Raw genomic sequence first — 26,419 nt, forward strand, 5'->3', positions numbered from 1 at the left:
GGCTATAGCTCTCCGCGGAATTAACCTTCGTCTGCCGCGCAGACCGCCGACCCGTCGCTGCGCCATGATGAGGCCGACGGAACGAGGGGAGATCCGATGCGGTTCATGATGATGTTCCGGGCCAGCGAGGGGTCCGAGGCCTGGGAGAACCCCAGCGAGAAGAGCCTGACCGAGATGGGTCTGGTGATGGCCGAGATGGCCGAGAAGGGCGTCCTGCTCGCCGGTGAGGGCCTGCTGCCCAGCTCGCGGGGCTTCCGGATGGAGCTCAGCAGCGGCAAGCAGCGGGTCGTCGACGGGCCGTTCGCGGAGACCAAGGAGCTGATCGCCGGGTTCTGCCTGATCGAGGTGGCCTCCCGCGAGGAGGCGCTCGAGTGGGGCTGGCGCTGTCTGGCCGCCGACGACGGCAACTCCGGCGGGCTGGAGATCCGGCAGGTCGCCACCGAGGACGACTTCGGCGACGAGTTCACCCCCGAGGCGCGGGCCCGCGAGGCGGCGACCGGCGTGAAGGCCGCGGAGAACTACCGAAGCAGCAGCACCTGACGGATCGACGTACCGGCCGCCAACCGGTCGAACGCCTCGTTGAGGTCGTCGAGCTCGACGGTCGAGGTGAGCAGCCGGTCGACCGGGAGCCGGCCGGCCTGGTAGAGCGCGATGTAGCGCGGGATGTCGCGGCTGGGGACGGACGAGCCCAGGTACGAGCCCTTCACCGTGCGCTCCTCGGCGACCAGGCTGACCGCCGGAACGCTGAACGACTGCGACGGGTGCGGCAACCCGACCGTCACGGTGGTGCCGCCGCGGCGGGTGGCGGCGTACGCCTGCTCGAGGACCTTCGCGCTCCCGACCGTCTCGAAGGCGTAGTCGGCTCCCCCGGACGTTGCCTCCCGCACCTGGTCCACAGCGTCGTTGTCGCGGGCATCGACCGTGTGAGTGGCTCCGAGCGACCTGGCGAGCTCCAGCTTCTCGGGTACGACGTCAACCGCGACAACCGGATGCGCACCGACCAGGACCGCGCCCAGCAGCGCCGACAACCCGACGCCGCCAAGACCGAAGACGACCGCGCTCCGGCCGGCTCGGACCTGGGCGGTGTTCACCACCGCGCCGACGCCGGTCATCACCGCACAGCCGAACAGCGCCGCGATCTCCGGCGGCAGCGCCGGGTCGATCCGCACGGCCGACCGCGCCGACACCACCGCGTGGTCCGCGAACCCGGACACCCCGAGGTGGTGATGCACCCCGTCCAGACGCCGTACGCCGTTGAGCAACGTGCCGGCGGTGTTGGCGGCGGCGCCCGGCTCGCACAGGGCGGCCCGTCCCTCAGCGCAGGGCGCGCACTCGCCGCACGCCGGCACGAAGGCGAACGCGACCGTGTCACCAGCCGCGAAACCCGGCGCTTCCGAGACCACGACCTCACCAGTGGCCTCGTGACCGAGCAGCATCGGCATCACCCGCGGCCGCGAGCCGTCGATCACCGACAGGTCCGAGTGACAGAGCCCGGCCGCGCGGATCCGGACCAGCAGCTCCCCTGGTCCGGGTGGCGCCAGCTCGACTTCTTCCACCTGCAGCGGGCGTGACTCGGCGTACGGGCTGGGCAGGCCCATCTCCCGCAGTACGGCGCCGCGCACGATCATCCCGTGATCCCTTCGAGTGCCTGGCGGATGGGGTCGGGGACCGGAACCGGGCGACGGTCCTCCCGGCCGACGAACACGTGCACGAACCGGCCGGTCGCGGCAGGCTGGTCCGAACCCGCGCGGAACAGGCCGATGTCGTACTGGACACTCGAGGTCCCCAGCTGCCCGACCCGCAGGCCGGCGTCGACCGTGCCCGGGAACTCCAGCGACTCCTTGAACGTGCACTGCGAGTCCACGCACAGCCCGATCACCGCGCCGCGGTGGATGTCGAGCCTGCCGACCCGGATCAGGAAGTCGTTGATCACGGTGTCGAAGAAGCTGTAGTACTCCACGTTGTTCACGTGCCCGTAGACGTCGTTGTCCTTCCACCGCAACGTGATCCCCAGGAAGTGCGGAAAGGAGCTCCGGTCCATCGCCCCACCATAAGGTGATGGACATGAGATTCGTCCTGATCCCGGGCGCGGGGTGCACGTCGTGGCACTGGCACCCCGTGACGGACGAGTTGCGCCGCCGCGGGCACGAGGTGATCGCGGTCGACCTGCCGTGTGACGACCCGCGGGCCGGTCTGGCGGCGTACGTCGACGTCGTGCTGGACGCCGTACCGGCGGGTGACGAGGTCGTGGTGGCGGCGCACTCGCTGGGTGGTTTCACCGGGGCCATGGTGTGCGAGCGGCTGCCGGTGCGGGAGTTCGTGCTGGTCGCGGCGATGGTGCCGGCGCCGGGTGAGCGCATCCAGGACTGGTGGGCGAACGCCGGCTACGTGTCGTCGGCCGACGACGACACGGACACGTTCTTCCACGATCTGCCGGCGAACTTCGCGGCCGAGGCGCGGCGGCAGTTGTGGGCGCAGAGCGACGGGCCGATGGGTGACCCGTGCGCGATCGAGCGGTGGCCGGACGTTCGGACGCGGGCGGTGATCGGGCGTGACGACCTCCTGTTCCCGGCAGACTTCTTGCGGCGGGTGACGCGGGAGCGGCTCGGGTTCGACCCGACGAGGTGCCCGGGGCGCACTTCCCGATGCTCGGTCATCCACAGGTGCTGGCGGACTATCTGACGACGTGAGGGGTGGCGGGCCGGATGGGTGTGGTCGAGGGACGGCAGACGGCGGCGTACGACGGGGACCTGGTGGTGTTCCTGATCGGGATGCGGATCAACTCACTGCGGGCGGTCAAGGCGTGGCGGCCGGTGGCGCGGGCGATGGGCCCGATGCTGCGGGAGCTCTCGAAGGACCCGGACAGCGGTCTGCTCGGGTACCGGATGCTCCCGACGTGGCGCGGGATCACGCTGATCCAGTACTGGGAGTCGGTCGAGAAGCTGCAGGCGTTCGCGAACGACGGTGACCGGACCCATCGGCCGGCCTGGCTCGACTACTTCCGGCAGTCGTTCAAGGGTGGCGCGGCCGGGATCTGGCACGAGACGTACATCGTGCCGGCCGGGAGCCACGAGACCATCTACGGCAACATGCCGCTGATCGGGCTGGGCAAGGTCGCCGGCGTGGTCCCGGTCAAGGAGCGCGGCGACACCGCCGCCGACCGCCTGAGCCGCCCGTCGGCCGACTGACCTAGGCTGCGGGCGTGCGGTTCATCCGGGATCTGGCGACGCTACTGAAGCGTGGCGATTTCCGGCGGTTGTTCGCGGTGCGGTTGACGTCGCAGTTCGGCGACGGGGTGTTCCAGGTCGCGCTGGCGTCGTACGTGCTGTTCTCGCCCGAGCGGGCGCCGGATGCGACGGCGATCGCCGGGCTGTTCGCGGTGGCGTTGCTGCCGTACTCGATTCTCGGCCCGTTCACCGGCGTGCTGCTGGACCGGTGGTCGCGGCGGCAGATCCTGTTCGGGGCGAACCTCACCCGGGCCGCGCTCGTGATCGGCGTCGGCGCGCTCGTCGCGATCGGCAACGCGGGGGTGCCGTTCTACTTCGCCGTACTGCTGACCCTCGGGGTCAACCGGTTCCTGCTGTCCGGGCTGTCCGCCGGCCTGCCGCACGTGGTCGACCGGGACGAGCTGGTGATGGCGAACGCGGTCACCCCGACCTCGGGTACGGCGTCCTTCCTCATCGGCGGCGGGGTCGGGGCCGGAGTGAAGCTGGTCGTCGACTCCGACCTCGCCGTACTCGGGCTGACCGTGCTGATCTACACCGCGGCTGCCCTGCTCGCTCTCCGGCTGCAGCGCAACCAGCTCGGTCCGGACCTGAACGGTGACGAGCCCGGTGTGGTCGAGGCGATCCGGACCATTGCCAAGGGCCTGGTCGACGGCGGCCGGCATCTGAGGGAACGCAAGCAGGCCGCGCTCGGCCTGGCTGCGATCGGCTCGCTGCGGTTCTTCTTCGGCCTCGTCACGGTCGCGATGATCCTGCTGTACCGCAACTACTTCTACGGTCCCGACCGGCTCGACGAGGCGTTCGGGGCGCTCGCCGTCGCAACGGGCGCGGTCGGCGCCGGTCTGTTCCTGGCCGCGCTGGTGACACCGTGGGCGACGCGCGTGATGACCCTGCGGCAGTGGATCACGCTTCTGTTCGTGGCCGCCGCGGTGGTGACCGCGATACCGGGCGGGCTCTACACGCAGCCCGCGCTGATCACGGCCGGCTTCCTCACCGGGTTCTGCGCGCAGGGCGTGAAGATCAGCGTCGACACCCTCGTCCAGACGGGTGTCGACGACGTCTACCGCGGCCGGGTGTTCTCGCTCTACGACATGATCTTCAACGTCGGGCAGGTCTCCGCGGCCGCGCTCGGCGCGGTGGTCCTGCCCGACGACGGGAAGTCGTACCCGGTGCTCGCCTTCATCGTGCTCGGGTTCCTGGTCACCGCCTTCCTGTACACGCGGCTCAGCCGGGACGACTCAGGTGCCGCGGAGCGCGGTGATGGGCTGGATGGCGGAGGCCTTCCACGCGGGGTAGGTGCCGGCGACCAGGCCGATGAACGCACCCAGCAGGGGTGACCCGAACGCGAGCCGGTTGTCCAGGATCGGGGTCCAGTCCCGCACCCACGACACTCCCACGGTGAGCAGTACGCCGACCGCCGTACCGAGCAACCCGCCGAGGAAGCCGACGATCACGCTCTCCACCAGGAACTGGATCGCGACATGTCTTCGCGCCGCGCCCAGCGCCCGGCGCAGGCCGATCTCGGAGATGCGTTCGAGCACCGACAGCAGCGTGACGTTCGCGATGCCGAGGCCGCCGACCAGGAGCGCGACCGCGCCGAGCAGCAGGAACAGCGCGTTCAGGTCCGACTCGACTCCCTTGCGTACGGCGCCCTGCTTCGGCGGAGCGTCGACGTTGAGGGTGCTCGGGTCGTTCGGCTGGATCGCGACCGGGGCCTGACCGGCGATCAGCTGGGCGGCGCCGACCTGGGTCCGGATCTCGACCGCGTCCGGCGACTCGAGGTCGTACGCCGTCATCGCGGTCCCGTTCGGCATGATCACGGCGTCGTTGAGCTCGGCCCGGCCGGTGACGGAGTCGAGGATGCCGATCACCGTGTAGGGCTCGTCGCCGATGAACACCGCCGGCTGGGAGTCGACCCGGTTGACGCCGAGCCGCTCCGCCGCGTGCTTGCCGAGGACAACCACCTTGTCAGCGCGCCGGTCGTGGCCGGCGTCGAAGAACCGGCCGGTCCGCAGCACCGCGCGCACCGCGTCGAACAGCCCGGCCGAGCCCGCCATCGCCTTCAGCGCGTGCCCGTCCTTCTGGCCGTCGAGACCCGCGACGCTGCGGACCAGGTCGTCGCCGACGTCCAGCGTGCTCACGGTGCCGGCGGCGTCGACGCCGTTCAGCCGCTGGACCCGGTCGGGGGCGTCCCACGGAAGCTGGGTCGCCGCCTCGCCTTCCTGCCCACCCTTCTCCTCAGGCTGTACGACGACCCGCGTCGCCGCCGCCAGATCGAACCGCTGAGTGATCTGCCCCGACGCCGTCTGCCCGAGCCCAACCGTGCCAACCAGAGCCGCAATGCCGAGCACCGTGCCCAGAGTGGTGAGGATCAGCCGGGTGGGTCTGGCGGCCACACCGGCCAACGCCTCGTCCAGGAGGTCCCGCACAGCCGGAGCGGACCGCCGGAGGCCGGTCGGACGACGGCTGCTTGGCTCCATGCCGCCCGGGCGAGATCGCCGCCCGCCGCGCGGTCGGCGAGTGCTCGCGGCGCGACGAACCAGGGAGGCGAGCAGGAGCCGCAGCCGGAATCGACGCCCGGTGGGCGGGGAGGTCGCCGGAGCGGACTGGGCGAAGGGAGCCGGCGGAACGCCCGACGGATCCCCCGACCGGGTGGTGGGTGGAACCCCCGACGGGTCACCCGCCCAGGTGGCGGGTGGAACACCCGACGGATCGCCCAGACCGGCGGTGGGCGGAACACCGGACGGATTGTCCGGTGACGTGGACGGCCCGCCGGCGGGATCCGGGGGGCCTGCTTCGGTTACCACTGGAGGGTTCCGTCGACGATGCGGACCTGGCGTTGGGCCCGGCTGCTGACGTGGTCGTCGTGGGTGATGACGGCCAGCGTCATCCCCTCGTGGTGCAACTCGTCGAACACTTCGAGGATCGCCTCCGCGTTGGCGCTGTCCAGGTTGCCGGTCGGTTCGTCCGCGAGCAGCAGGCTCGGCTCCGCGACCAGCGCCCGCGCGATCGCGACCCGCTGCCGCTCACCGCCGGACAGCGTGGTCGGCGCGAAGTCCATCCGGTGCGCGAGCCCGACCCGCTCCAGCGCCACCCGCGCCCGCGCCATCCGCTCGCGCCGAGGCACCCCGACGTACACCATCGACAGCGCGACGTTCTCCAGCACAGTCCGGTGGTCGAGCAGGTGGAACGACTGGAACACGAACCCGATCCGCTCACCCCGCAGTACGGCGCGACGCCGCTCGCGTAGGCTCATCGTGTCCACGCCGTCCAGCCGGTAGACCCCGCCGGTCGGGTTGTCGAGCAGCCCGAGCAGGTGCAGCAGCGTCGACTTCCCCGACCCGGACGGCCCGACGATCGACAGGTACTCCCCCTGCCCGATCGTCAGGTCGACCTCGCGGATCGCCCGCACCTCGGGTGGCCCGGGGAAGAACCGCCGTACGCCGATCATCTCGACGACCGGCGCCGGCAGGGCAACCGCCGTCGCGCTCATCGTCCGACCACCACTTGATCGCCCTCGCTGAGCTTCGCGTCACCGCTCGGCGTCACCTGTGCATAACCGTCGGCGGAGAGCCCGACCGTGACCGGGATCAGTTCGACCTTGCCTTCCCGCAGCACCTCGATCCGCGACCCGCCGTCCGGACCGGACGACAACGCAGCCACCGGTACGGCGAGCACCTTGCCGGCCGTGCTCTTGACCGGGATCGTGACCCGGACGTTCGCGTCGCGGAACAGCGCGAGTTGCTTCGCGGTCAGCGTGTTCGGCGCGACCACGACGTCGTACTGGTCCCCGTTCTTCGTGATCCGGCGAACCTTGCCGGCCACCGCCGTACCCTCGCCGAGGTCGAGGGTCGCGGCCATCCCGGCCTTCAGGCGTTCCGCGGTCTGCGCGTCGACCTTGACCGTCACCACGAGGGCGGCGCCGCTGGCCGACATGACCACGCCGTTCACCGTGCCGCCACGCTCGACCTTCACGTCGTCGACCCGGCGCGGCAGCGTCTTCACGTAGACGATCTCGGACACCGGCAGCGGCGTGCCGGCCTTGAACTCGGCCTCGTTCAGCGCCTCCTGCGCGTCGGCCAGGTTCTCCTCGGCGTCGTCGACCGCGCCTTGCTGGACCGACGTGTCCTTCGCCTTGGCCTGTTGCGCCTGCTTCAGCGCGGCCTTCGCCTGCCGGAGCGCGTTCTTCATCGCGTCGACGTTCTTCTCCGCCGCGTCGACGGCCTGGCTGAACCGGTCCTCCGGCTCGGGAGCGTCGTACCCGGCGTCCTCGTAGAGCCGCTCGACCGCGGCCGAGGTGTCGGTGTCGTACTCGTCGTCGACGTCGCCCGGGTCGAGGCCGAGCCGGTCCAGCGTCTGCTCGAGCTGCAGCACGTCCGGTCCCTTGCTGCCCGGCGAGAGGGTCCGGTACATCGGAAGCACCCCGGCCAGGCCGATCACCGGGCGTCCGGTGATCTCCAGCAGCGCCTTGCCCTCGGTGAGCGTCGAGCCGACCGCCGGGACCTTGCCGGTCACGATCGCCGGGGTGGTCAGGCCGCTGGTCTCGACCCGGATGTTCACCGCGCCGTCGAAGGAGGCGTCGCCCCGGCCGACGACCTTGCTGGACAGCGCCTTCTTCTCCACCGGCACGGTGATCTGGGACGCCTTCGGCGCGGCGGTCTTGGCGGCCGCGTCCTCCGGCGAGGTGATCCGGCTGCCGGCTGCGACGCCCACTCCGAGCGAGACCGCCGCCACCGCGGACACCCCGACCAGCACCCGGCGGCGGGACCTGGGTGAAGCGGTCACCGGTTCGCCATTCCGTCGCGGTACGCCTCGAGCTCGGCCTTGTGCTGCTCGACGAACTCCTGCTCCTTCTCGTACTGCACCGTCTTGTACGGCTCGTCGTACACCTTGGCCCGGCACTTCTGGTCGGCCACCGCCAGGTCGATCTCGAACTTGCGCAGCTCGGCCAGCTTGGCCGCGTCCACCTTGTCCAGCGACGGCGCGCCGATCACGGTCTTGCCGGGGTTGTTGTTGCCGGCCGGGTTGTTGCCGCTCAGCTCATCCAGCTTCTGGCTGACCTTCTGCCGCGGCTCGTCGATCTTCTTGTAGCCGGCCTGGCCGGACTCGGCGAGGCAGTCGGCCCAGGCGGTGGTCGCGTCGACCACCCGCTGGTCGTCCTCGATCCGCTTCGCGAGGGCCTGGATGTCCTTGAACAGGTTCTCGTACTTCTTGAACTCGGCCTGGCGGTCCTCGCCCTTGCCGTAGACCTCCTCGGCGGCCTTGCCGCGGCAGCCCAGGTTCAGCGCGGAGCTGTTCTTCGGGCCCTCCCCTTCCTTGGGGGCGATCACGACGGTGCCGTTGCCGGTCGAGTTCGGGCCGTTCAGGGCGGTGTCGTACGCCTTCTTCGCCTTCGCCGAGAGCGCGTTGCGAATCTTGGTGTTCGGGTTGCTGTCGTCGCCCGCCGCGCCGGCCTTGGACCAGTCGATGGTGCTGATCCCGTAGCCGTACTGCTCGGCGAATTTGTCCGGCGGCAGGTTGAACGCGTCGTCGAACTTGCCCTTCGGCTGCGACTCCGGCGGGACCGGGACGTACTCGAACCCGGCCGTCTTCATACAGGCCGCGGTCGCGTCCTCGACCTTGCGCTGCTTGGCCAGCTCCTCCTCGCTCGACCCGGGGCCGCCACCGGCCCGGACCGCCATCCGCATCCCGCCGCTGCCCGAGCTGACGAAACCCTCACCCATGTACTCCGCGAGCGGGCTCTTGTCAGTTTTCTGATCACCGGTGGCCGCACCCGGGTCATTGGAGTTTCCACAGCCGGCCAGCGCCAGCACGGCGACGACCGCGAGTGTTGTTCGAGAGGTTCTCATGGCTGTGGAGCGTGCCCGCGGGGCCGTGAAGAACCTGTGAAGGAGCCGTTTACACCCGATGCTCTCAGCCGATCTTCATCGGATTCTCAACATTTTCGGCGACATTGATCGGTATGCCAGCCCGGATCCTCGTCGCCGAAGACGACCTGAAGCAGGCGGAGCTGATCCGGCGGTACCTCGAGCGGGAGGGACACCTCACCGTCGTCGTGCACGACGGGCGGGCCGCGATCGACGAGGCCCGCCGGCGCAGCCCCGACCTGCTCGTGCTCGACGTGATGATGCCGAAAGTGGACGGCCTGGACGTCTGCCGGGTGCTCCGGGCAGACGGCTCGGGCGACTCCGGGGTGCCGATCATCATGCTGACCGCCCGCTCCACCGAGGACGACCTGCTGCTCGGCCTCGACCTGGGCGCGGACGACTACCTGACCAAGCCGTACAACCCGCGCGAGCTGGTCGCCCGGGTCCGGACCGTGCTGCGGCGGACCCGGAGCCGGTCCGAGGGCGAGGTGTACCGGGTCGGCGAGCTCGAGATCGACCCGGTCCGGCACGAGGTGCGGCTGGCCGACCGCCTGGTCGAGGTGACCCCGGCCGAGTTCAAGATCCTGGCCTGCCTCGCGGCCTCACCGGGGCGGGCCTTCTCCCGGCAGCAGCTGCTCGAGCACGCGTTCGGGTTCGACCACTACGTCTTCGACCGGACCATCGACGTCCACGTGATGAACCTGCGGAAGAAGATCGAGCCGTCCCCGGGCACCCCGGCGTACCTGAAGACCGTGTACGGCGTGGGCTACAAGCTGGCCGACAGGGTGGTGGTCCCCGATGCGTCGTAGCGTGCTGGTCCGGTTCCTCGGGCTGTCCCTCGCGGTGGCGCTCGGCGCGGTGATCGCGACCGCCGTGCTCGCGACGTACAGCACCGGGGAGCAGCTGCAGGGCGAGATCGACGCGAACAGCAACCAGCTGCAGGTCGACGGCCGGATCTACGCCGAGCTGTCGAAGTACGCCGCCGATCACCCGAGCTGGTCGGGTGTCGACAAGCTGGTGCACGAGCTGGCCGACGACCTCGGCCGCCGGATCGCGATCACCGAGCCGGACGGCAGCGTGATCGCCGACTCGGCCCGGATGCTCGGCGCGAGCCCGGAGCTCCCGTCGGTGCCGACGGCAACGATCGACGCGCGGAGCGACGGGATGGCCAAGTTCGGCGGGTCGGTGAGCGTGGTGGCGGGTCGCAAGGCCGCGCTGGCCGGCAAGGCGAACGATCTGGTGCTGACCGCGGCCGCGGCACCGCCGTACCCGAGCTACCCGGACTGGGGATTCACCGATGCGGAGCTGCGGGAGCGTCAGCAGCTCGCCGAGAAGGCCGCCGAGTGCTACCGCTCGCAGGGCAAGCTCGCGACGGTGGCCGCCAGCGGCCGGAACACTCCGCAGGTCGTGGTCGAGTCCGACAAGACCGTGAACGGCACCACGGTGATGGAGATCTCCAAGCCCACCTTGGACAAGTGCACGCCGCCCGGGCTCAGGGCACCGAGCGCCAAGGCCAAGGTCGTGAACGACGACGAGATCCGGCGCGCGGCCGCCTGCCTGGACGCGGCCGGGGCGGACTACGGCATCACCGAGCTCGAGGGGCTGCGGTACATCGAGCCGCCGAAGGACCAGCCGATGAGCGAGGTGCTCGTCGGCTGCACGACCGAGGCGCGGTCGCAGGCGCTGGCGCCGTACGTCGCTCCGTCGGCCAAGCTCTACCTGGGTGCGAAGAGCACGTTCAACGTGTTCTCCGGGGAGGGGCTGCTGCGGACGGCGGCCACCGCGCTCGGGGTGCTGCTGATCGCGGCGCTGGTGATGCTGTTCGCCGGGCGGCGGCTGGTTCGGCCGATCGTGGCACTGACCGGCGCGGCGCAGCGGATGCGGAACGGCGACCACGCGGCCCGCGTACCGGTGACCGGGAAGGACGAGGTGGCCCGGCTCGGGCACGCGTTCAACGCGATGGCCGAGTCGATTCAGCGACACGACTTCCAGCGCAAGGCGATGGTGAGCGACGTCGCGCATGAATTGCGGACTCCACTCGCCAACATCAAGGGTTACCTGGTCGCGTCCGAGGATGGCGTCGTACCGCTGGATGGTGACCTGGTCACGTCGCTGCTGGAGGAGACCGGTCTGCTCGAGCATCTGGTGGCCGACCTGCAGGACCTGGCGCTCGCGGACGCCGGCATGCTGCGGTTGCACAAGGCACCGCGTGACCTGTCCGAGCTGGCGCAGCAGGTGGTGTCCGCGCATCGGCCCGCTGCGGAGACGGCCGGCGTCGCGCTGACGGCCGACGTACCGGGTCCGACGCAGGCCGCCGTCGACAGCGCGCGGATCCGCCAGGCGCTGGGCAACCTGGTCTCGAACGCGATCCGGTTCACGCCGTCCGGCGGTCAGGTCGTCCTCGGCGTACGGCGGGTGGACGACGGCTACAACCTCACCGTCACCGACAACGGGACCGGCATCGCGGACGAGCACCTCCCGCACCTCTTCGACCGGTTCTACCGCGCGGAACAGTCCCGCAGCCGTACGACGGGCGGCAGCGGGCTCGGCCTGGCCATCACCAAGCACCTGGCCGAGGCGCACGACGGCCGCATCACGGTGACCAGCCGCGTCGGGTCCGGCTCAACCTTCACGATCTGGGTCCCGGCTGGTTGACTCTGCACCATGGCGAAGGTCGCTGACGTGCACGAGGTGGCGCTCGGGATGCCGCACGTCAGGGTCTGGCAGAAGGAGAAGACCGAGCGGCCGGTCTACCAGGTCGGCGGGAAGTCGTTCGTGTTCTTCCGCAACCCTCGTCCGGACGCGTTCGACCCGGACACCGGTGAGCGGTACGACGACGTGATCGTGATCTGGGTCGAGTCCGAGGAGGAGAAGCTCGCCCTGGTCTCCGACGAGTCCAACCCGTTCTTCACCACGCCGCACTTCAACGGCCATCCCTCGGTCCTGGTCCGGGCCAGCCAACTGGGGAAGCTGACCAAGAAGGAACTCACCGAAGTCATCCAGGACGCCTGGCTCTGCCGGGCCTCGCCACGCCGCGCCAGAACCTGGCTCGAAGAGCACCGCCTGAGCTGACCAAGCCTCACACTGGCGCTGTGAGCTACCAACCGCCCGGGTACCAACCAGGCAACTTCGGCCCCGGCGGAATGGCCGCGCCGCCGTACGGCCGGCCGCCGCGGAAGAACCGGGCCGGGCTCATCATCGTCCTGATGCTGGTGCTGCTGATCGCGGTGCTGGGCGTCGGCGGTGTCGTCGCCTACCGCCTGGTCGCCGACTGGCGCTCCTCGAACCCGGGCCCGGGCCCGTCCGCCGCACCACCGATCAGCTCGCCGACACCGCAGCGGTCGGTCCCCACGCCGAGCAGCTCACCAGCCACCAAACCGCCTGCCACCAAACCACCGACGACCAAGCCTTCCGTGAAGCCGGCGACCACCGTCGGCGACTTGGCCCGCCGCTTCGTTGCTCAACTCAACGCCAACAACCCAATCGGCGCGTCCGCCCTCGCCTGCGAGGGTTCCAAGCGCCTGATCCCCACCCTCATGCAGGCCCAACTAAGTCCCCCGACGAGACTCACACTCGGAACAGCCGTCGGCCAGCAACTAACCTTCGTCTTCCCCCTGTCCGGAACCACCAAAGGCGCCACCGTCTCAGGCGTCCTGGTAATCCACAACCTCCCCACCGAACCCCTCTGCATCCGAGCCTTCACCCTCACCGCCCGCTAACCGCTGGGTGCGAGGGCTCGGGCGGTTAACAGGAGGTCGACGCCGGCCCTTCGTCACCTCCCGACTCCCGCAGCGACGAGCCGCACGCCGGGTCCGCTCGCGCAGACCGCGATCTGCCACGACCACAGGTTCGCGCGCCGCCGAAGGCGGCCAACAAGACAGCCGCCGCGAAGCGGTGTCCGTTTAGCTGGGGGCGAGGGCGCGGGCGGTTTGCAGGAGGTCGCTGCCGGTGGGGAGGGTGGCGATGATGGGGGTGTCGAGGCCGTTGGCGACGTAGCGGTTGATGTGGGCTCGGCACTGGTCGGGGGTGCCGTGGACGATGAGGTCGTCGAGGACTTCGACGGGTACGGCGGCCATGGCGGCGTTGCGGTCGCCGGCAGCCCACGCCTCGCGCATCTCCTTCATCGCGGCGCCGCGGCCGAGCCAGTCGTGGAAGGCGGCGTACCCGGGGACGGTCAGGTAGGTAGCGATCAGGAAGCGCCCGATGTTGCGCGCCATCTCCGCGTCCTCGGTGACACAGACGAAGAGCCGCGCCGCGAGCTCCTTGTCCGGACCGAGCTCGGCCCGCACCCGCCGTACGTCGTCCGCCGAGAGCCAGTTCGTGATCGCGCCGTCGGCCTCGCGCGCGGCCAGCCGGAGCATCTGCGGGCGCAGCGCGGCGAGCATGATCGACGGCGGCACCTCCGGCGCCTTCTCCAGCCGGAACCGGTTGATGGTGAAGCTGTCGAACTCCCCGTCCACCTTCTCCCCGGCGAACGCCTGCCGCAGGAACCGCAGCACGTCCCGGGTCCGGGCCAGCGGCGGGTCGTACGCGATCCCGTTCCACCCGGTCACGATCGTCTCCGACGACGCCCCGATCCCGAGCACGAACCGCCCCGGCGCGAGGTCCGCCAGCGCCGCCGCACTCATCGCCAGCGCGGCCGGCCCCCGGGTGTGCACCGGTACGACGGCCGTCCCCAGCCGCAGGCGGTCGTCCCACTCCGACGCCAACACCAACGGAGTGAACGCGTCCGCGCCGGCCACCTCGGCCGACCACAGATCCGTGTACCCCAGCGACGCCAGCTCGGCGACCAGCGGCCGGTGGTCGCGCAGCGGCACCCCGGTCAGCGGAACGGTCAGGCCCCAACGCATCAGATCATCCTCTTCAGCAACGGCAACGGCGCGTACTTCATCACCCGGGCGAGCGGGACCCACGGCCAGCGCGGCACGTACGCCGTCTCCTTCTCGGCCTCGATCGCCGCGACGATCGCCCGGACGCCGGGCACGGTGTCGACGATCAGCGGCGTGTTCGCGACCCGGTCGTTCATCTCGGACCGGATGTACCCGGGGAAGATCGTGCTGACCTTGATCGGCTTGTTCAGCAGCTCCAGCCGCAGACCTTCGGCCATCGACGCCAGCCCGGCCTTGGTCGCGGCGTACGTCGTCACCGTCTTCGGCAGCCCGCGCAGCGCGGAGATGGACGAGATGAAGACCAGGTGACCGGCGTTCCGGGCGCGGAACAGCTCCAGCGCGGCCTCCGCCTGGGCGAGCGCGCCGACGAAGTTCGTCATCGCGGTCTGCAGGTTCGCGTCGAACCGGCCGGTCCCCAGCGGAGCGCCCTTGCCGAGGCCGGCGTTCACCACCACCCGGTCGAGGGTCAGCTCGGCATCGGCCTTGCGGAACACCTCGAACACCTGGTCGTGGTCGTTCACGTCGAGCCTGTGGACAACCACCGTCAGCCCCGGGTGCCGCTCGGTCAGCTCGGCGCGCAAGGCTTCCAGCCGGTCCGTCCGCCGCGCGGTCAGCACCAGGTTGTGCCCCTTCGCCGCGAACTGCCGGGCCATCTCCTCCCCGAGGCCGGAGCTCGCACCGGTGATCAGGATGTTGCGTCGCATCACTGTCCTATCTGTAGGAGAGCAACTCGCTGCCGTCCAAGTGTCCGTGCTCGTTGTAGCTGACCACGGTGAGCCCGCTGCGGCCGGACACGACCTTGGTGATCGCGGTGTTGATCGTGATCGCGTTCAGCTTGGACCACACGCCGTCCCCGCCGGACACCAGCCGGCTCACCACGGCCGCGATCGGACCGCCGGACGTGAACACCACCGCCGTCTCACCTTTCCCGAGTCGCTCCGCGGTACGCCGTACCGCGGCCTCGGACCGGTCGCAGAAGGCGGTGAAGCTCTCGGTGTAGCCGTCTCCGCCCAACGTCCAGCGCTCGGTCGCCGCCGTGAACATCTGCTGGAAGGCACGACCGGGATGACCGGTCCGGGCGAGATCGGCCAGCATCACCGCACGCCGCCGGTAGGCGGGTTTGTGCGCCACGATGATCTCCTCGTGGTCGAACTCGTCGAAGCCCTTGTCGACCTCCGGCGTGAACCCGGCCAGCGTCGCCGTCTGGGCGTGCCGGCGCATCGAGCCGGACACCACGAGCTCCGGCTGCACCCCGCGCGCGACCAGCGCCTTGCCCAGCACGGCCGCTTGCTCCTCGCCGGTCGGAGAGAGCCGGTCGTAGTCACTCTTGCCGAACGACGCCTGGGCGTGCCGGATCAGGTAGATGGTCGGCATTCAGCCCCTCATGATCCGGCGACAGCGCCGCTCGAGCAGGTTGACCGGGACCCAGAACCCCTTGAACCGCGGATTCCGGGTCTGCTTGTGGTGGTAGCGGTAGTAGATCTGCTGCGCGATCACGGCCAGTCGGAACAGGCCGAACACCTCGTAGAAGGCCCAGCTCTCCGGTTTCAGTCCCGACCGCTCGGCGTAGTACTGCACGATCTCGTCCCGCGTGATCATGCCCGGCGCGTCGGACGGCTGCAGGCGGAAGCGACGGAAAGCCCAGTCGTCGTCGGCCTGCACCCAGTAGGCGAGGGCGCCGCCGAGGTCCATCAACGGGTCGCCGAGGGTCGCCAGCTCCCAGTCGAGCACGCCCACCACCTTCAGCGGATCATCCGGCGCGAGGACGACGTTGTCGAGGCGGAAGTCGTTGTGGATGACGCAGGTCCGGACGTCCTGGGGCTGGTTGGCGGCAAGCCAGGCCATCACGCGCTCGTAGCTCGGCACGTTCCACGTCTTGGCCTTGCGGTAGCGGGCGCTCCAGCCGGTGACCTGGCGCTCGACGTACCCCTCGCCGCGGCCGAGGTCGGTCAGACCGGCCTGCGCGGCGTCGACCTGGTGGAGGTCGACGAGCGTGTCGATCAGCGTGAAGCACAGCTGCCGGGTCTGCTCGGGCGTGAGGTCGACACCGAGCTCCGAGTGGCCCGGGATGGTGCCGGCGATCCGCTCCATCACGTAGAACTCGGAGCCGATCAGGCCGGTGTCGGTGCAGTGGGCAACCATCTCGGGCACGTACGGGAACACCGGCTTCAGGCTCGCCTGGATCCGGAACTCGCGGCCCATGTCGTGGGCGCCCTTCGCCTTCGTCCCGGCCGGCGGCCGGCGCAGGATCAGGTCGTGGCCGTCGTATCGCAGGAGGTACGTCAGGTTGGAGGCGCCGCCGGAGAACTGCTTGACCTCCGGCAGGCCGGGCGGCAGCTCCGTCCGTTGCCGGAGCCAACCGTCCACCACGGGTACGTCGAAGGCGTCCTCGGCGCGAACCGCGCGGGCGCCATCATCCATTGCCGGACTCGGCACGCTCGCGGGCCCGGGCGGCGATCTTGCGCATCTGCCGGTCGTACAGCGGCCGGGCGAACCGCTTGGTCCGCCACGCCATCAGCGCCGGCCGGTCCGGGATGATCAGGAACTGCTTCTTCTTGATCCCGGCGACCACCCCGGCCGCGATGTCGTCGGCCGAGCGCGGCGACTTCTCGATCAGCTGCCGCGCGGTCGCGCCCATCGCGGTGTCCTGGCCCTGGATCGAGTCGCCCAGGTTGGTCCGGAAGAACGACGGGCAGACCACCGACACGGTCACGTCGTACGGATGAAGCTCGTGCGACAGCGTCTCGGAGAGCGCGACGACCCCGGCCTTGACCGTGTTGTACGAGCTCATCATCGGCGGGTGCACGAGTCCGGCCGCGGAGGCGGTGTTGACGATGTGGCCGGACCGCTGCGCCTTGAACACCGGCGTGAACGCGCGGCAGCCGCGGACCACACCCATCAGGTTGATGTCGACGACCCGGTCCCACTCGTCCAGCGACTCGACGTCGATCCGGCCGCCGGTCGCGATGCCGGCGTTGTTGACCAGGATGTCGAGCCCGCCCCAGTTCTGCTCACACCACTCGACCGCCTTGGTCCAGTCCTCCGGGCTGCGCACGTCGAGCTTCAGGTACGACGCCCCGTCGTCCGGACCGTCCACCGACATGTCGGTGCTGAGCACCTGGTGGCCTTCGGCAACGAACCGGGCGACCAGCGCGGCCCCGAGTCCGCTGGCGCCACCGGTGACGAGGACACGGCTCATTTGGCCTCCTGGTACTGCGCCAGGTACGGAGCCAGTTCGAGCTTGGCCACGACATTGCGGTGCACCTCGTCGGGGCCGTCCGCCAGTCGCAACGCCCGCGCGCTCGTCCAGGCCGCCGCGAGCGGGAAGTCGTCGGACAGCCCACCGCCGCCGTGCAACTGGATCGCCATGTCGATCACGTCCTGCGCCATCCGCGGTACGGCGACCTTGATCTGGCTCACCTCACTCAGCGCGCCGGCGAGTCCCTTCGTGTCCAGCAGGTACGCCGTCTGCAGCACGAGCAACCGGGCTTGGTTGATCGCGATGCGCGCATCCGCGATCCGCTCCCGGTTGCCGCCGAGGTTCACCAGCGGCTTGCCGAACGCGGTCCGGCTGGTGCCACGCTGCAGGGCGAGCTCGAGCGACTTCTCGGCCAGCCCGATCAGCCGCATGCAGTGGTGCACCCGTCCCGGACCGAGTCGGCCCTGCGCGATCTCGAACGCGCGACCGAGCCCGACCAGGATGTTGCTCGCCGGCACCCGGACATCGGTGAACGACACCTCGCCGTGGCCGTGTGGTTCGTCGTACTGGTGCATGGTCGGGAGCAGGCGCTCGACCTTCACGCCGGGGGTGTCACGGGGGACGAGCACCATCGTGTGGCGCGCGTACCGCTCCGCCTCGGGGTCGGTGCGGCCCATGAAGATGAGCAGCTCGCAGTCCGGATGACCGACGCCGGTGCTCCACCACTTGCGGCCGTTGATCACCACGTCGTCGCCGTCGAGGATCGCGGTCGCGGCCATGTTGGTCGCGTCGGAGGAGGCGACCCCCGGCTCGGTCATGCAGAACGCGGACCGGATCGCGCCGTCGAGCAACGGTTCCAGCCACTGCTTCTTCTGCTCGGGGGTCCCGTAGCGAAGCAGCACTTCCATGTTGCCGGTGTCGGGCGCGTTGCAGTTGAAGACGTACGGCGCCAGGAACGAACGACCGGTGAGCTCGGCGATCGGGGCGTAGTCCACGTTGGACAGGCCGTCGCCGTACTGCTCGTTGCCTGGTTCGGGGAGTGGGAGGAAGAGGTTCCAGAGGCCTTGTTTGCGGGCCTTTGCCTGCAGTTCCTTGACGACGGGCTGCGGCTGCCACGGATCGCCGGCGCCTCGGGGGGCGGCGTGAAGCTCGGCCTCGACCGGCTCGATCTCGGTCCTGATGAACTCGCCGACCCGGGCGATGAGGTCGTTCGCACGGGCGGAATGTTCGAACTCCATCAGACTCCCCTCGGTTGCCTTGACCGTAGCGCAGCGTCTAAGCAATGCTCAATAGCGTGAGTCAGCGCTGGACAGCCGAAGATCGCCGCAAGCAACTGGTCCGGATCGGCCTGATGATGCTGCGAACCCAGCCGATCCACGAGCTGTCGATCGACGCGGTCGCCGGCCAGGCCGGGATCTCGCGCGGCCTGCTGTTCCACTACTTCCCCAGCAAGCGGGACTACTACGTCGCGGTCATCGAGGCCGCCGGTCGCCGGCTCCTGCGCGTCACCAAGCCGGACGAGTCGTTGCCGCCGCCGGAGCAGCTCCGGCAGATGCTGCTGTCCTTCGTCGCGTTCATCACCCGGCGGCGCGCGGCCTACATCTCCTTCGTCCGCGGCGCGGCCGGCGGCGACGACTACGTGGTCCAGGTGTACGCCGACACCCGCGCCGGCCTGGCCACCCGCGTCCTCAACCTGATCGGCTCCCCCGAGGTCGCGACCCAGCCGGCATCCCCCGAACGCATGACGGTCCACGCCTGGTTCGCGTACGTCGAAGACCTCGCCATCGAGTGGTCCGGCCTCCACGAGAAGGACCGCCCCACCACCGACGAGGAGCTGGTCGACCACGCCCTCGCGGCGCTGGAAGCCCTCCGCAAGCTGTAACCCCCAAACCACATCTCACCCCTCCCCAAGCACCTCCCACCCGCGGTCACCGCGGGTGGGAGGTGTTAGGTCCAGTGGTGCCGCGGATCACCAGTTCGGTGGCTAGTTCTATGTGGAGGGCTTCCAGTTGGTGGCGGTCCAGGAGGCGGGTCAGCAAGCTGACGGCCATGCGGCCCATCTCCTGGAGGGGTTGGCGGACTGTGGTGAGTTGAGGGGTGGTGGCTTGGCTCAGGTCTATGTCGTCGAAGCCGGTGATCGACAGGTCGTCGGGGATGGCGAGGCGGTGGTCGGCGGCTGCTTGCATGGCGCCCAGGGCGGTTTTGTCGTTGAAGGCAACCAACGCGGTGGGGCGTGGGCCGAGGGACAGGAGCTCGGCGGCGGCGCGGCGGCCCTCTTCGACTGTTGGTTCAACGTGGCGCGTCAGGGCGGGGTCGGCGAGGATGCCGATGTCGGCAAGGGCTGCCGAGTGGCCGCTCAGCCGGGCGTCGGCCGCGAGCCACTCGCGTGGTCCGGCGATCACCCCGATGCGGGTGTGACCGAGTGACGTGAGATGCGCGGTGACCTGCCGCGCGCCGGAGTGATGCGCCGCGGAGACCGACGCGACATCCCGCGGCAGCGTCGTCCGCGGATCGACCACCACGAACGGGAACCGTCGCGCCCGCAACCGCACGACCTCTTCGGCCGGCTCCGGCGGCAGGATCAGGATCGACCCACCGACTCCGCGCTGAGCCGGCAACCGCGACAGCACCGACTCCTGCGCAGCGGCCTCCCCCGCGTTCAGGATCACCTGCCGCCCATGCCGGTCCAACGTCTCCGCGATCGACGACACGATCAGCCCGAAGTAGTCGGTCAGCACGTACGGGCACCGCACGTAGACGGCCCCCTCGACGGGTTTCGCCGTACCTCCGCGCGGACTCGGCGCCCGCAGCCCCAGCTCCGAGACCGCCCGCTCGACCAGCTCCCGAGTCTCCGGCGCCACGCTGCCCTGCTGGTTCAGCACTCGGGACACGGTCGCGATCGACACCCCGGTCGCCGCCGCCACCTCCCGGACCGTCGCCCGACCCTTAGGCATTTGTTACATCACCTTGTTTCACGCTCAGCACTATAGACCCCCGCTCCAGGGCATTGACAGACCTCAGCGCCGAGCGTTTCCTGGCGCTGTTTGTTGCACTTTGTTTCAATCCCTGAGGAGTGCGATGAGAACACCGGCAATCGCCGCCGCCCTGGCGCTCGCCACCGGTTCGCTGACCGGTCCCGCCGCCCAGGCGCAGACGCACCACCCGACCGACCAGGCCCATGTCTGGGTCACCACCCCCGACCGCGCCGAGCTGCTCCATGAACGCGCCCCGGTCGCCTTCCAGCGAGGAGCGAGCGACCGTACGACGATCACCGTCGACCCGCGGACGTCGTACCAGACCGTCGACGGCTTCGGCGCCTCGATCACCGACTCGTCGGCGAACGTGCTCTACCAGCTGAGCCCGGCCGACCGCGACCAGACGATGCGGTCGCTGTTCGATCCGAAGCAGGGCATCGGCGTCAGCTTCCTGCGCCAGCCGGTCGGCTCGTCCGACTTCACCGCCGAGACCGAGCACTACACGTACGACGACGTACCCGCCGGCCAGACCGACTTCGCGCTGAAGCACTTCAGCATCGCGCACGACGAGCAGCAGATCCTCCCGCTGCTACGCCGCGCCAAGCAGCTCAACCCCGCCCTGAAGGTGATGGCCACTCCGTGGAGCCCGCCCGCCTGGATGAAGGACGGCGACTCCCTGGTCGGCGGCCGGCTGAAGGACGACCCGGCCGTGTACGACGCCTACGCGCGCTACCTGGTGAAGTTCGTGCAGGCCTACACCAAGGCCGGCGTGCCGATCGACTTCCTCTCGGTCCAGAACGAGCCGCAGAACCGCAAGCCGAGCGCCTACCCGGGCACGGACATGCCGGTCCGCGCCGAGGCAGCGGTCATCTCGGCCCTCGGTCCCAAACTGCGCGCAGCCAGCCCGCGGACCAAGATCCTCGGGTACGACCACAACTGGACCACGCACCCCGGTGACATCGCCTCCACCCCGCCCGGCGAGGACCCGGAGACCGACTACCCGTACCGGCTCCTCCGCTCGGACGCCGCGAAGTGGATCGCGGGTACGGCGTACCACTGCTATTCCGGCGATCCGTCCAAGCAGACCGACCTGCACAAGGCGTTCCCGTCGAAGGGAATCTGGTTCACCGAGTGCTCCGGCTCGCACGGGCCGAACGACACTCCGCCGCAGATCTTCCGCGGCACGCTGACCTGGCACGCACGCAACCTGATGATCGGCACCACCCGGAACTGGGCCAAGTCGGTGGTGAACTGGAACATCGCGCTCGACTCCACCGGCGGCCCGCACCTCGGCGGCTGCGACACCTGCACCGGCCTGGTCACATTGCACCCGGACGGAACAGTCAGCACCGCCGAGTACTACACGATCGGCCACCTGGCGAAGTTCGTCCGGCCGGGCGCGGTCCGGATCGGGAGCACGTCGTACGGCACGACCGGGTGGAACGGGCAGTTGATGTCCGTTGCCTTCCGCAACCGCGACGGCTCGACGGCGCTCGTCGTACACAACGAGAACGACGACCCGCGGCAGTTCGCGGTCGCGGTCGGCGACCGTTCCTTCGAGTACGAACTGCCCGGTGGCGCGATCGCGACGTTCACCTGGGACTCCACCGCGTCGACACCCCAGCCGGTGTCGTTGGAGGGCGCAACCGCGACCGCCTCGGTGAACTCGGCCGAGGCCGGGTCGGCGATCGACGCGGACGGGTCGACGGTCTGGCAGAGCAAGCAGGCGCAGGCCCCCGGCCAGTGGCTGCAAGTCGACCTCGGGTCGGCGCGGCACTTCCGTTCGGTCGCGCTGGACAGTGGCGGTCAGCTCGGCGACTACGCCGCCACCTGGCAAGTTGCTACCAGCAACGACGGTGTGCACTGGTCCAAGCCGGTGACCGGAAGCTCGACGGGCCAGCTCACCACAGTCGAGCTCGAGCCCACCAAGGCGAGGTACCTGCGAGTGACGTCGACCGCCACCAGCGACCACTGGTGGAGTCTGGCGGACCTGCGCCTGTACCGCTGAGTCAGACCTCGATCCGCGAACTGCCCCGGGCCGTCCGGGCCTGGTAGCTGGTGCTCACCGGAGCGTCGGGGCGGAGCTTGTCCACCGCGCGGAAGGACAGCTTCGCCTCGTCGCTCGTCACCTCGAGTACGCCGTACCCGTGCTGCCGCATGTCGATCAGCCTCAGGTGCGGGTTGTACTGCAACCGCTTCTGCTCCTCGGTGCGGGCACCGGCCGCCCCCTTGAGGTCGCCGGTGTTGGTGGAGGACACCGACGGTACGACGAACTCCACACCGGACCGTTTCGTGCCCACCGGGTTGCCGGGGCTGCCCGGGGCGAAGCCGGTGTTCCACAGCTCGCCTGCGAACGTGTCGTGGTCGTCGCCGGTGACGACCACGAGGTCGGAGACCCGGTCGGCGGCCAGGGACAGCAGTTCGGTCCGCTCGGCGCCGTACCCGTCCCAGGTGTCCATGAAGGCGCGCTCACCGGCGGCTCCGGTGACCATGCCCATCATCATGTTCGGGTTGGCGAGCACCTTCCAGCGGGCGCCGGAGCTGCGTAGGCCGTTCTCCAGCCAGGTCTTCTGCGCCGCACCGAGCATGCTCCGGCCGGTTGCGTCGGCCGCCTCGCAGACGATGCTGCCGCCGTCGTCGCACGGCTGGTCGTCCTTGTACTGGCGGTTGTCGATGGCAAACAGCTCGACGGTCCGGCCGAGTCGCAGCGAACGGTAGGTCCGGGTCATGTCATCGGCGTACCGCGGGACCGGCATGCGCTCGAACCAGGTGTGCCAGGCGGCGCTGCGCTTCTCCTTGAAGAACGGCTCGGGCAGCGACCAATTGTCCTTGCTGTAGTTGTTCCGGAACTCGTGGTCGTCCCACAGCGGCAGGAACGCGTGCTGCGCGTGCATCGCCCGCAGGTTGGCGTCGCTGCGGTAGAAGGCGTACTTCGCCCGCATCGTCGGCAGTACCTGTGGATAGAGGTTCAGGTCGATGCCGCGGACGCCCGGCACGGTCGCCTCGTACACGTAGTCGCCGAGGCACACGACCAGGTCGAGATCCTCCTGCGCGAGGTGGCGGTGGGTGGCGTAGTACCCCTCGGTGAAGCCCTGGCAGGTGAAGAACCCGATCCGCACCGGCTCGTTCGAGTCCGCGGGGCGCAGGGTCTGGAAGCGGCCGACCGGGGACGCGGTGTCCTTGCCTCGGAACTGGTAGAAGTACTCCGCGCCGGCCGCGAGCCCGGTCGCCTGGAAGTGCACGCAGCCGTCCCACTGCTTCGCCGCGACCACCGGCTCGACGATCGCCGGACTGCTCAGGTCGCGATTCTTCGAGACGACGACGGCCAGCTCGGCGTCACCCTCGAACAGGCCGCGTGGGACGCGGGTCCACAATGTGACGCCGTCGGTCCGCGGGACGCCGGCCATGATCCCTTCCGGGAACGTCGCGCCGGTCACCAGAGTGGCCGACGCATCGGCGGCTCGGCGAAGTACCGGCGTACCCGCATGTGCCTGGACCGGTACGGCGGCCGCTGCTCCGACGGCTCCGAGAGTGCCTAGGACGGTTCTCCGGGTCAGGGTCATGACGAAAATACTGAGCGGTAATGATGAATTGCGGAAGAGCTGAAAGCGACCAACTGATTGCGCTCGGTTGCCTCACTGCTGTCCGAAGTCGTGGAGAGAATGACGAAACAGGAGCGTCATGCCCGATTGCTACCGTCTGGAAGCATGACGGTGGAGCTGATCGAGGGAATGGAACTGCGCGCGGTTCCGGGTACCGACCCCGCCCTGGTGGCGCTGACGACCGCCCAGCAGGCCGAGCTGGCCGCGATGTACGGCGAGGACCAGCCGCTGGTCGCGCTCCACCCGGACATCTCGTTCACCCTGCTCCTGCTCGACGGCACCCCGGTCGGCTGCGTCGGCCTGCAGCCCGTCGCCCCCGGCGTCGGCGAGATCAAGCGCATGTACGTCGACCCGACCGCCCGCGGCTGGGGCCTGTCCCGCGTCCTCCTCGACGCCGTCGAGTCCCAGGCCCGCTTCACCGGCCTGGCCCGTCTCCGCCTGGAAACCGGCACCCACCAAATCGCCGCAATCGCCCTCTACACCAACCACGGCTACACCTCGATCCCGCCGTACCCACCCTTCGAAAACGAAGCCGCCTCCCTCTGCTACGCCAAGGACCTGTAGAGATCGTCCAAGCCGATCCTCAGTACGGCGGGATCGATGCCGGCCTCGAATCCGGCACCGCTGTAGCAGGCCAGGATGGTGTCCGAGGTGTCGTAGTCGCGGGACAGCAACTGTCGCGCGCGCTCGAGACGCTCGATGTGACGACGCCCCATCACGTCTCCCCACTTGGCCTCGCCGAGCGACAGGATCTTGCGCCGCTCACCCGGGGCGGCCGGAGCCAGGACGACGACATCGAGCTCGATTTGGCTCCGGCGGCTGCGGTCTGAAACCACCCCGGCACCGATCTCGCCTGGCAACTGCCCGAACAACTCACCCGGAGCCGCCAGGGCGAAGTCGCGACACAGCTGTTCGAAGTGCGGGCCGAGGACCTGGGACGAGAACCGGGCTCTCGCTGCCTCCCAGACGTTCCGCGCCCGACCGCTCTCCAGCAGGCCCCACTGCGGCCGCATCACCACCTGGTAAAAGGTCACGAGCGGTTCGGCAACCTGGTAGAGCGATCGGCCGGCACGGAACACGTCCGGCCGCGAGCGCAGCAGCCCGCTGTCCTCGAGGACTGTCAGCTGATGCCCGATGTCGGTCGACTTCCGGCCCACGTAGTTGGCGATGCCACCGCGCGTACTGTTGCCTGCAGCAACCGCTGCGAGGACCGAGTGGTACAGCGCACCGTCCCGGACGTCCATCTCCTCCTCGAGCAGGTACCGCGCCTCGCGCAGGAGCGGACGCACCGGGTTCAGCACGGTCCGCATCACCCAGTCGTCGAAGTCACCGACTGACCGGGGGCTGTCGTCTCCCGCGAACCGGCGGTACGCGGGAGTGCCACCGACGACAGAGTGAACAAGGACAGCCAACCGTGGATCGTCGATCTCCCAGAACTGCTTGGCGAGCCAGTAGTCGAAGGGCCTGACCACCATCTCCAGAGCGGCCCGGCCGCGCAGCGGCGCGCTTCCGGAGAGCAGACGGCCCATCACCGACATCGCCGATCCGCACAACAGCAGGTTGATCGGCGAGCCGGCCGAGGCCGCTCGATCGATCTCCCGTTGAAGAATCGACGGCAGCGCCGGCGAGACCTTGCTCAGGTAGGGAAACTCGTCGATGACGAACGGTCCGTCGGCCGGGCTCAACGCGAAGAGGAATCGGACCGCGTCGTCCCAAGTGTCGAACCTCGGCGGGGACGGCTGACCCAGGTGGTTGCCCAGGGCTGACGCGAAGAGAGCGAGGGACTCGGTCTCGGTCGCCTCGGTCGCACCGAAGTACAGGCCACCAGTGCGCTCGGCCAAGCCGTCGAGCAGGTAGGTCTTGCCCTGTCGCCTCCGGCCGCTGATGACACCGAGGCGAGGGTAGTTCCCGCTCGCGGTCGCGAACTGGGCGAGATTGGCCCATTCCAGGTCACGGGCGAAGATCCACTCTGGCTTCTGCATGTTTGAGAACTTTACTTATTATAAGTGTAGTTATCAAACTTGCAGTCACACCCGCGGGAGGTCCAGGACCAGGTCGGGGCCGTCGGGGTGGAAGCCGAGTTTGGTGAGGTAGGGGGTGGAGTCGCGCATGCCGGGTGGGGCGAGGACCTGGTGGAAGCCGTGGCCGGTGAAGACGTCGCTGCGGCGGTAGACGAACTCGCCGGGGGTGAAGTCGCGGTACTTCGGGACGACGTAGTCGAGGTCGATCTGGGCGCGGCCGTCGCCGGCGTCGTGGGCGAGGACGACGCCGACGGTGCGGTCGCCGTGCTGGACCAGGAAGGCGTACGGGCTGTCGCTCTGGGTGAACCCGGGGTTGAACCGGCTGATGTCCTTCTGGTGCTGGGCGAGGACGTGACCGAGGTACGCGTCATCGGAGTTCACCTCGAGGACCTGGTACTCCGCTTCGTCGTGCCGATGCCGGAGCAGTCGCCAGAGGTGGACCAGGTTGATGACGGCCAGGACCGCGTTCATCCCGACCATCGGCCAGACGCCGATCGCCGCGTTGAAGCCGATCAGGATCACGCAGCCGACCAGGTTCAGCAGCCGCAGCCGCAGGATCCTGGTCTGCAGCAAGGACCAGACGACGAGAGCGGAGCCGCCCCACCCGATGATGCTCAAGACGTCCACAGCGTGAGCGTAGAG

The 26,419-nt window shown here is 69.5% G+C and carries 27 protein-coding genes; 11 read left to right on the plus strand and 16 right to left on the minus strand.

What is annotated here, in order from left to right; translation table 11 throughout:
• Positions 1-96: 96 nt before the first annotated feature.
• Positions 97-540: a YciI family protein gene (locus ACWCOV_RS27425; RefSeq protein ID WP_449832182.1), complete on the plus strand. Its 444-nt coding sequence runs from the start codon at positions 97-99 to the stop codon at positions 538-540.
• Here the strand turns inward: ACWCOV_RS27425 and ACWCOV_RS27430 are convergent.
• Positions 519-1,628 (minus strand): zinc-dependent alcohol dehydrogenase family protein, encoded by a 1,110-nt coding sequence (locus ACWCOV_RS27430; protein WP_449832183.1) that lies wholly within the window; start codon positions 1,626-1,628, stop codon positions 519-521. The genes ACWCOV_RS27425 and ACWCOV_RS27430 overlap by 22 nt on opposite strands.
• Complete coding sequence (locus ACWCOV_RS27435) at positions 1,625-2,041, minus strand: acyl-CoA thioesterase (RefSeq protein WP_449832184.1); 417 nt, start codon at positions 2,039-2,041, stop codon at positions 1,625-1,627. The genes ACWCOV_RS27430 and ACWCOV_RS27435 overlap by 4 nt, the downstream gene beginning before the upstream one ends.
• A gap of 23 nt (positions 2,042-2,064) precedes the next feature.
• On the opposite strand from ACWCOV_RS27435, the gene ACWCOV_RS27440 reads away from it, so the two are divergent.
• From ACWCOV_RS27440 to ACWCOV_RS27450, 3 genes are read left to right on the plus strand one after another with little or no spacing between them, the layout of a single operon-like run.
• Positions 2,065-2,682, plus strand: coding sequence for an alpha/beta fold hydrolase (locus tag ACWCOV_RS27440; protein WP_449832185.1), 618 nt, complete (start codon positions 2,065-2,067; stop codon positions 2,680-2,682).
• Between the two features lie 23 nt (positions 2,683-2,705).
• Positions 2,706-3,188: a DUF4188 domain-containing protein gene (locus ACWCOV_RS27445; RefSeq protein WP_449832186.1), complete on the plus strand. Its 483-nt coding sequence runs from the start codon at positions 2,706-2,708 to the stop codon at positions 3,186-3,188.
• Positions 3,189-3,202: 14 nt separating this feature from the next.
• Complete coding sequence (locus tag ACWCOV_RS27450) at positions 3,203-4,561, plus strand: MFS transporter (protein WP_449832187.1); 1,359 nt, start codon at positions 3,203-3,205, stop codon at positions 4,559-4,561.
• Here ACWCOV_RS27450 and ACWCOV_RS27455 read toward each other — a convergent pair.
• The 4 genes from ACWCOV_RS27455 to ACWCOV_RS27470 all read right to left on the minus strand — a co-directional run bounded on the left by ACWCOV_RS27455 (position 4,463) and on the right by ACWCOV_RS27470 (position 9,073).
• Positions 4,463-5,653 carry an ABC transporter permease gene (locus ACWCOV_RS27455; RefSeq protein WP_449832188.1) on the minus strand — a complete coding sequence of 397 codons (1,191 nt, stop codon included), beginning with the start codon at positions 5,651-5,653 and terminating at the stop codon, positions 4,463-4,465. The two genes, ACWCOV_RS27450 and ACWCOV_RS27455, sit on opposite strands and share 99 nt — an antisense overlap.
• 371 nt (positions 5,654-6,024) lie before the next feature.
• Positions 6,025-6,717, minus strand: a complete 693-nt coding sequence (locus ACWCOV_RS27460; protein WP_449832189.1) for an ABC transporter ATP-binding protein — start codon at positions 6,715-6,717, stop codon at positions 6,025-6,027.
• Positions 6,714-8,009 carry a peptidoglycan-binding protein gene (locus ACWCOV_RS27465; RefSeq protein ID WP_449832190.1) on the minus strand — a complete coding sequence of 432 codons (1,296 nt, stop codon included), beginning with the start codon at positions 8,007-8,009 and terminating at the stop codon, positions 6,714-6,716. The genes ACWCOV_RS27460 and ACWCOV_RS27465 overlap by 4 nt, the downstream gene beginning before the upstream one ends.
• The gene (locus tag ACWCOV_RS27470; RefSeq protein WP_449832191.1) at positions 8,006-9,073 is read right to left on the minus strand and encodes a hypothetical protein; all 1,068 of its coding nucleotides are present in this window, start codon (positions 9,071-9,073) and stop codon (positions 8,006-8,008) included. The genes ACWCOV_RS27465 and ACWCOV_RS27470 overlap by 4 nt, the downstream gene beginning before the upstream one ends.
• A gap of 113 nt (positions 9,074-9,186) precedes the next feature.
• Here ACWCOV_RS27470 and ACWCOV_RS27475 point away from each other — a divergent pair, with 113 nt between their 5' ends.
• The 4 genes from ACWCOV_RS27475 to ACWCOV_RS27490 are packed head-to-tail and all read left to right on the plus strand — an operon-like array spanning position 9,187 to position 12,810.
• Positions 9,187-9,900: a response regulator transcription factor gene (locus ACWCOV_RS27475; RefSeq protein WP_449832192.1), complete on the plus strand. Its 714-nt coding sequence runs from the start codon at positions 9,187-9,189 to the stop codon at positions 9,898-9,900.
• Complete coding sequence (locus ACWCOV_RS27480; RefSeq protein ID WP_449832193.1) at positions 9,890-11,746, plus strand: sensor histidine kinase; 1,857 nt, start codon at positions 9,890-9,892, stop codon at positions 11,744-11,746. The genes ACWCOV_RS27475 and ACWCOV_RS27480 overlap by 11 nt, the downstream gene beginning before the upstream one ends.
• 9 nt (positions 11,747-11,755) lie before the next feature.
• Positions 11,756-12,163, plus strand: a complete 408-nt coding sequence (locus ACWCOV_RS27485; protein WP_449832194.1) for an MmcQ/YjbR family DNA-binding protein — start codon at positions 11,756-11,758, stop codon at positions 12,161-12,163.
• Positions 12,164-12,183: 20 nt separating this feature from the next.
• Positions 12,184-12,810, plus strand: a complete 627-nt coding sequence (locus tag ACWCOV_RS27490; RefSeq protein WP_449832195.1) for a hypothetical protein — start codon at positions 12,184-12,186, stop codon at positions 12,808-12,810.
• A gap of 183 nt (positions 12,811-12,993) precedes the next feature.
• Here ACWCOV_RS27490 and ACWCOV_RS27495 read toward each other — a convergent pair whose 3' ends face one another.
• Genes ACWCOV_RS27495 through ACWCOV_RS27520 form a run of 6 tightly spaced genes read right to left on the minus strand, consistent with a single transcriptional unit; the run spans position 12,994 to position 18,417 of the window.
• Complete coding sequence (locus ACWCOV_RS27495) at positions 12,994-13,941, minus strand: LLM class F420-dependent oxidoreductase (protein WP_449832196.1); 948 nt, start codon at positions 13,939-13,941, stop codon at positions 12,994-12,996.
• On the minus strand, positions 13,941-14,684 hold the full coding sequence (locus ACWCOV_RS27500; protein WP_449832197.1) for an SDR family oxidoreductase: 744 nt from the start codon (positions 14,682-14,684) through the stop codon (positions 13,941-13,943). Before ACWCOV_RS27500 ends, ACWCOV_RS27495 begins: the two co-directional genes overlap by 1 nt.
• A 7-nt stretch (positions 14,685-14,691) precedes the next feature.
• Entirely contained in the window at positions 14,692-15,354 is a 663-nt protein-coding gene (locus ACWCOV_RS27505; protein WP_449832198.1) for a histidine phosphatase family protein, read from the minus strand.
• Positions 15,355-16,401, minus strand: a complete 1,047-nt coding sequence (locus ACWCOV_RS27510) for a phosphotransferase family protein (protein WP_449832199.1) — start codon at positions 16,399-16,401, stop codon at positions 15,355-15,357.
• Complete coding sequence (locus tag ACWCOV_RS27515) at positions 16,394-17,179, minus strand: SDR family NAD(P)-dependent oxidoreductase (RefSeq protein ID WP_449832200.1); 786 nt, start codon at positions 17,177-17,179, stop codon at positions 16,394-16,396. Before ACWCOV_RS27515 ends, ACWCOV_RS27510 begins: the two co-directional genes overlap by 8 nt.
• Entirely contained in the window at positions 17,176-18,417 is a 1,242-nt protein-coding gene (locus ACWCOV_RS27520) for an acyl-CoA dehydrogenase family protein (RefSeq protein ID WP_449832201.1), read from the minus strand. Before ACWCOV_RS27520 ends, ACWCOV_RS27515 begins: the two co-directional genes overlap by 4 nt.
• A gap of 56 nt (positions 18,418-18,473) precedes the next feature.
• Between ACWCOV_RS27520 and ACWCOV_RS27525 the strand changes: the two genes are divergently transcribed.
• Entirely contained in the window at positions 18,474-19,061 is a 588-nt protein-coding gene (locus ACWCOV_RS27525; protein ID WP_449832202.1) for a TetR/AcrR family transcriptional regulator, read from the plus strand.
• A gap of 46 nt (positions 19,062-19,107) precedes the next feature.
• On the opposite strand, the gene ACWCOV_RS27530 is transcribed toward ACWCOV_RS27525, so the two are convergent.
• Positions 19,108-20,133 carry a LacI family DNA-binding transcriptional regulator gene (locus tag ACWCOV_RS27530; RefSeq protein WP_449832203.1) on the minus strand — a complete coding sequence of 342 codons (1,026 nt, stop codon included), beginning with the start codon at positions 20,131-20,133 and terminating at the stop codon, positions 19,108-19,110.
• Between the two features lie 124 nt (positions 20,134-20,257).
• Here ACWCOV_RS27530 and ACWCOV_RS27535 point away from each other — a divergent pair, with 124 nt between their 5' ends.
• Positions 20,258-22,162, plus strand: a complete 1,905-nt coding sequence (locus ACWCOV_RS27535) for a discoidin domain-containing protein (RefSeq protein ID WP_449832204.1) — start codon at positions 20,258-20,260, stop codon at positions 22,160-22,162.
• 1 nt (position 22,163) lies between these two features.
• Here the strand turns inward: ACWCOV_RS27535 and ACWCOV_RS27540 are convergent, their stop codons facing one another.
• On the minus strand, positions 22,164-23,717 hold the full coding sequence (locus tag ACWCOV_RS27540) for an alkaline phosphatase D family protein (protein WP_449832205.1): 1,554 nt from the start codon (positions 23,715-23,717) through the stop codon (positions 22,164-22,166).
• A gap of 144 nt (positions 23,718-23,861) precedes the next feature.
• Between ACWCOV_RS27540 and ACWCOV_RS27545 the strand changes: the two genes are divergently transcribed.
• Positions 23,862-24,320, plus strand: a complete 459-nt coding sequence (locus ACWCOV_RS27545; protein WP_449832206.1) for a GNAT family N-acetyltransferase — start codon at positions 23,862-23,864, stop codon at positions 24,318-24,320.
• Here ACWCOV_RS27545 and ACWCOV_RS27550 read toward each other — a convergent pair.
• Positions 24,302-25,738 (minus strand): AAA family ATPase, encoded by a 1,437-nt coding sequence (locus ACWCOV_RS27550; RefSeq protein ID WP_449832207.1) that lies wholly within the window; start codon positions 25,736-25,738, stop codon positions 24,302-24,304. The two genes, ACWCOV_RS27545 and ACWCOV_RS27550, sit on opposite strands and share 19 nt — an antisense overlap.
• Before the next feature lie 45 nt (positions 25,739-25,783).
• Positions 25,784-26,404: a hypothetical protein gene (locus ACWCOV_RS27555; protein WP_449832208.1), complete on the minus strand. Its 621-nt coding sequence runs from the start codon at positions 26,402-26,404 to the stop codon at positions 25,784-25,786.
• Positions 26,405-26,419 lie beyond the last annotated feature (15 nt).

The organism is Kribbella sp. NPDC002412 (genome assembly GCF_053592935.1).

Bases quoted from the DNA above. Each gene is read 5' to 3' on its own strand.
- ACWCOV_RS27425 (WP_449832182.1), top strand. From the start codon at position 97: ATGCGGTTCATGATGATGTTCCGGGCCAGCGAGGGGTCCGAGGCCTGG.
- ACWCOV_RS27430 (WP_449832183.1), bottom strand. From the start codon at position 1,628: ATGATCGTGCGCGGCGCCGTACTGCGGGAGATGGGCCTGCCCAGCCCG.
- ACWCOV_RS27435 (WP_449832184.1), bottom strand. From the start codon at position 2,041: ATGGACCGGAGCTCCTTTCCGCACTTCCTGGGGATCACGTTGCGGTGG.
- ACWCOV_RS27440 (WP_449832185.1), top strand. From the start codon at position 2,065: ATGAGATTCGTCCTGATCCCGGGCGCGGGGTGCACGTCGTGGCACTGG.
- ACWCOV_RS27445 (WP_449832186.1), top strand. From the start codon at position 2,706: ATGGGTGTGGTCGAGGGACGGCAGACGGCGGCGTACGACGGGGACCTG.
- ACWCOV_RS27460 (WP_449832189.1), bottom strand. From the start codon at position 6,717: ATGAGCGCGACGGCGGTTGCCCTGCCGGCGCCGGTCGTCGAGATGATC.
- ACWCOV_RS27470 (WP_449832191.1), bottom strand. From the start codon at position 9,073: ATGAGAACCTCTCGAACAACACTCGCGGTCGTCGCCGTGCTGGCGCTG.
- ACWCOV_RS27475 (WP_449832192.1), top strand. From the start codon at position 9,187: ATGCCAGCCCGGATCCTCGTCGCCGAAGACGACCTGAAGCAGGCGGAG.
- ACWCOV_RS27480 (WP_449832193.1), top strand. From the start codon at position 9,890: ATGCGTCGTAGCGTGCTGGTCCGGTTCCTCGGGCTGTCCCTCGCGGTG.
- ACWCOV_RS27485 (WP_449832194.1), top strand. From the start codon at position 11,756: ATGGCGAAGGTCGCTGACGTGCACGAGGTGGCGCTCGGGATGCCGCAC.
- ACWCOV_RS27495 (WP_449832196.1), bottom strand. From the start codon at position 13,941: ATGCGTTGGGGCCTGACCGTTCCGCTGACCGGGGTGCCGCTGCGCGAC.
- ACWCOV_RS27500 (WP_449832197.1), bottom strand. From the start codon at position 14,684: ATGCGACGCAACATCCTGATCACCGGTGCGAGCTCCGGCCTCGGGGAG.
- ACWCOV_RS27505 (WP_449832198.1), bottom strand. From the start codon at position 15,354: ATGCCGACCATCTACCTGATCCGGCACGCCCAGGCGTCGTTCGGCAAG.
- ACWCOV_RS27510 (WP_449832199.1), bottom strand. From the start codon at position 16,401: ATGGATGATGGCGCCCGCGCGGTTCGCGCCGAGGACGCCTTCGACGTA.
- ACWCOV_RS27515 (WP_449832200.1), bottom strand. From the start codon at position 17,179: ATGAGCCGTGTCCTCGTCACCGGTGGCGCCAGCGGACTCGGGGCCGCG.
- ACWCOV_RS27520 (WP_449832201.1), bottom strand. From the start codon at position 18,417: ATGGAGTTCGAACATTCCGCCCGTGCGAACGACCTCATCGCCCGGGTC.
- ACWCOV_RS27530 (WP_449832203.1), bottom strand. From the start codon at position 20,133: ATGCCTAAGGGTCGGGCGACGGTCCGGGAGGTGGCGGCGGCGACCGGG.
- ACWCOV_RS27535 (WP_449832204.1), top strand. From the start codon at position 20,258: ATGAGAACACCGGCAATCGCCGCCGCCCTGGCGCTCGCCACCGGTTCG.
- ACWCOV_RS27540 (WP_449832205.1), bottom strand. From the start codon at position 23,717: ATGACCCTGACCCGGAGAACCGTCCTAGGCACTCTCGGAGCCGTCGGA.
- ACWCOV_RS27545 (WP_449832206.1), top strand. From the start codon at position 23,862: ATGACGGTGGAGCTGATCGAGGGAATGGAACTGCGCGCGGTTCCGGGT.
- ACWCOV_RS27550 (WP_449832207.1), bottom strand. From the start codon at position 25,738: ATGCAGAAGCCAGAGTGGATCTTCGCCCGTGACCTGGAATGGGCCAAT.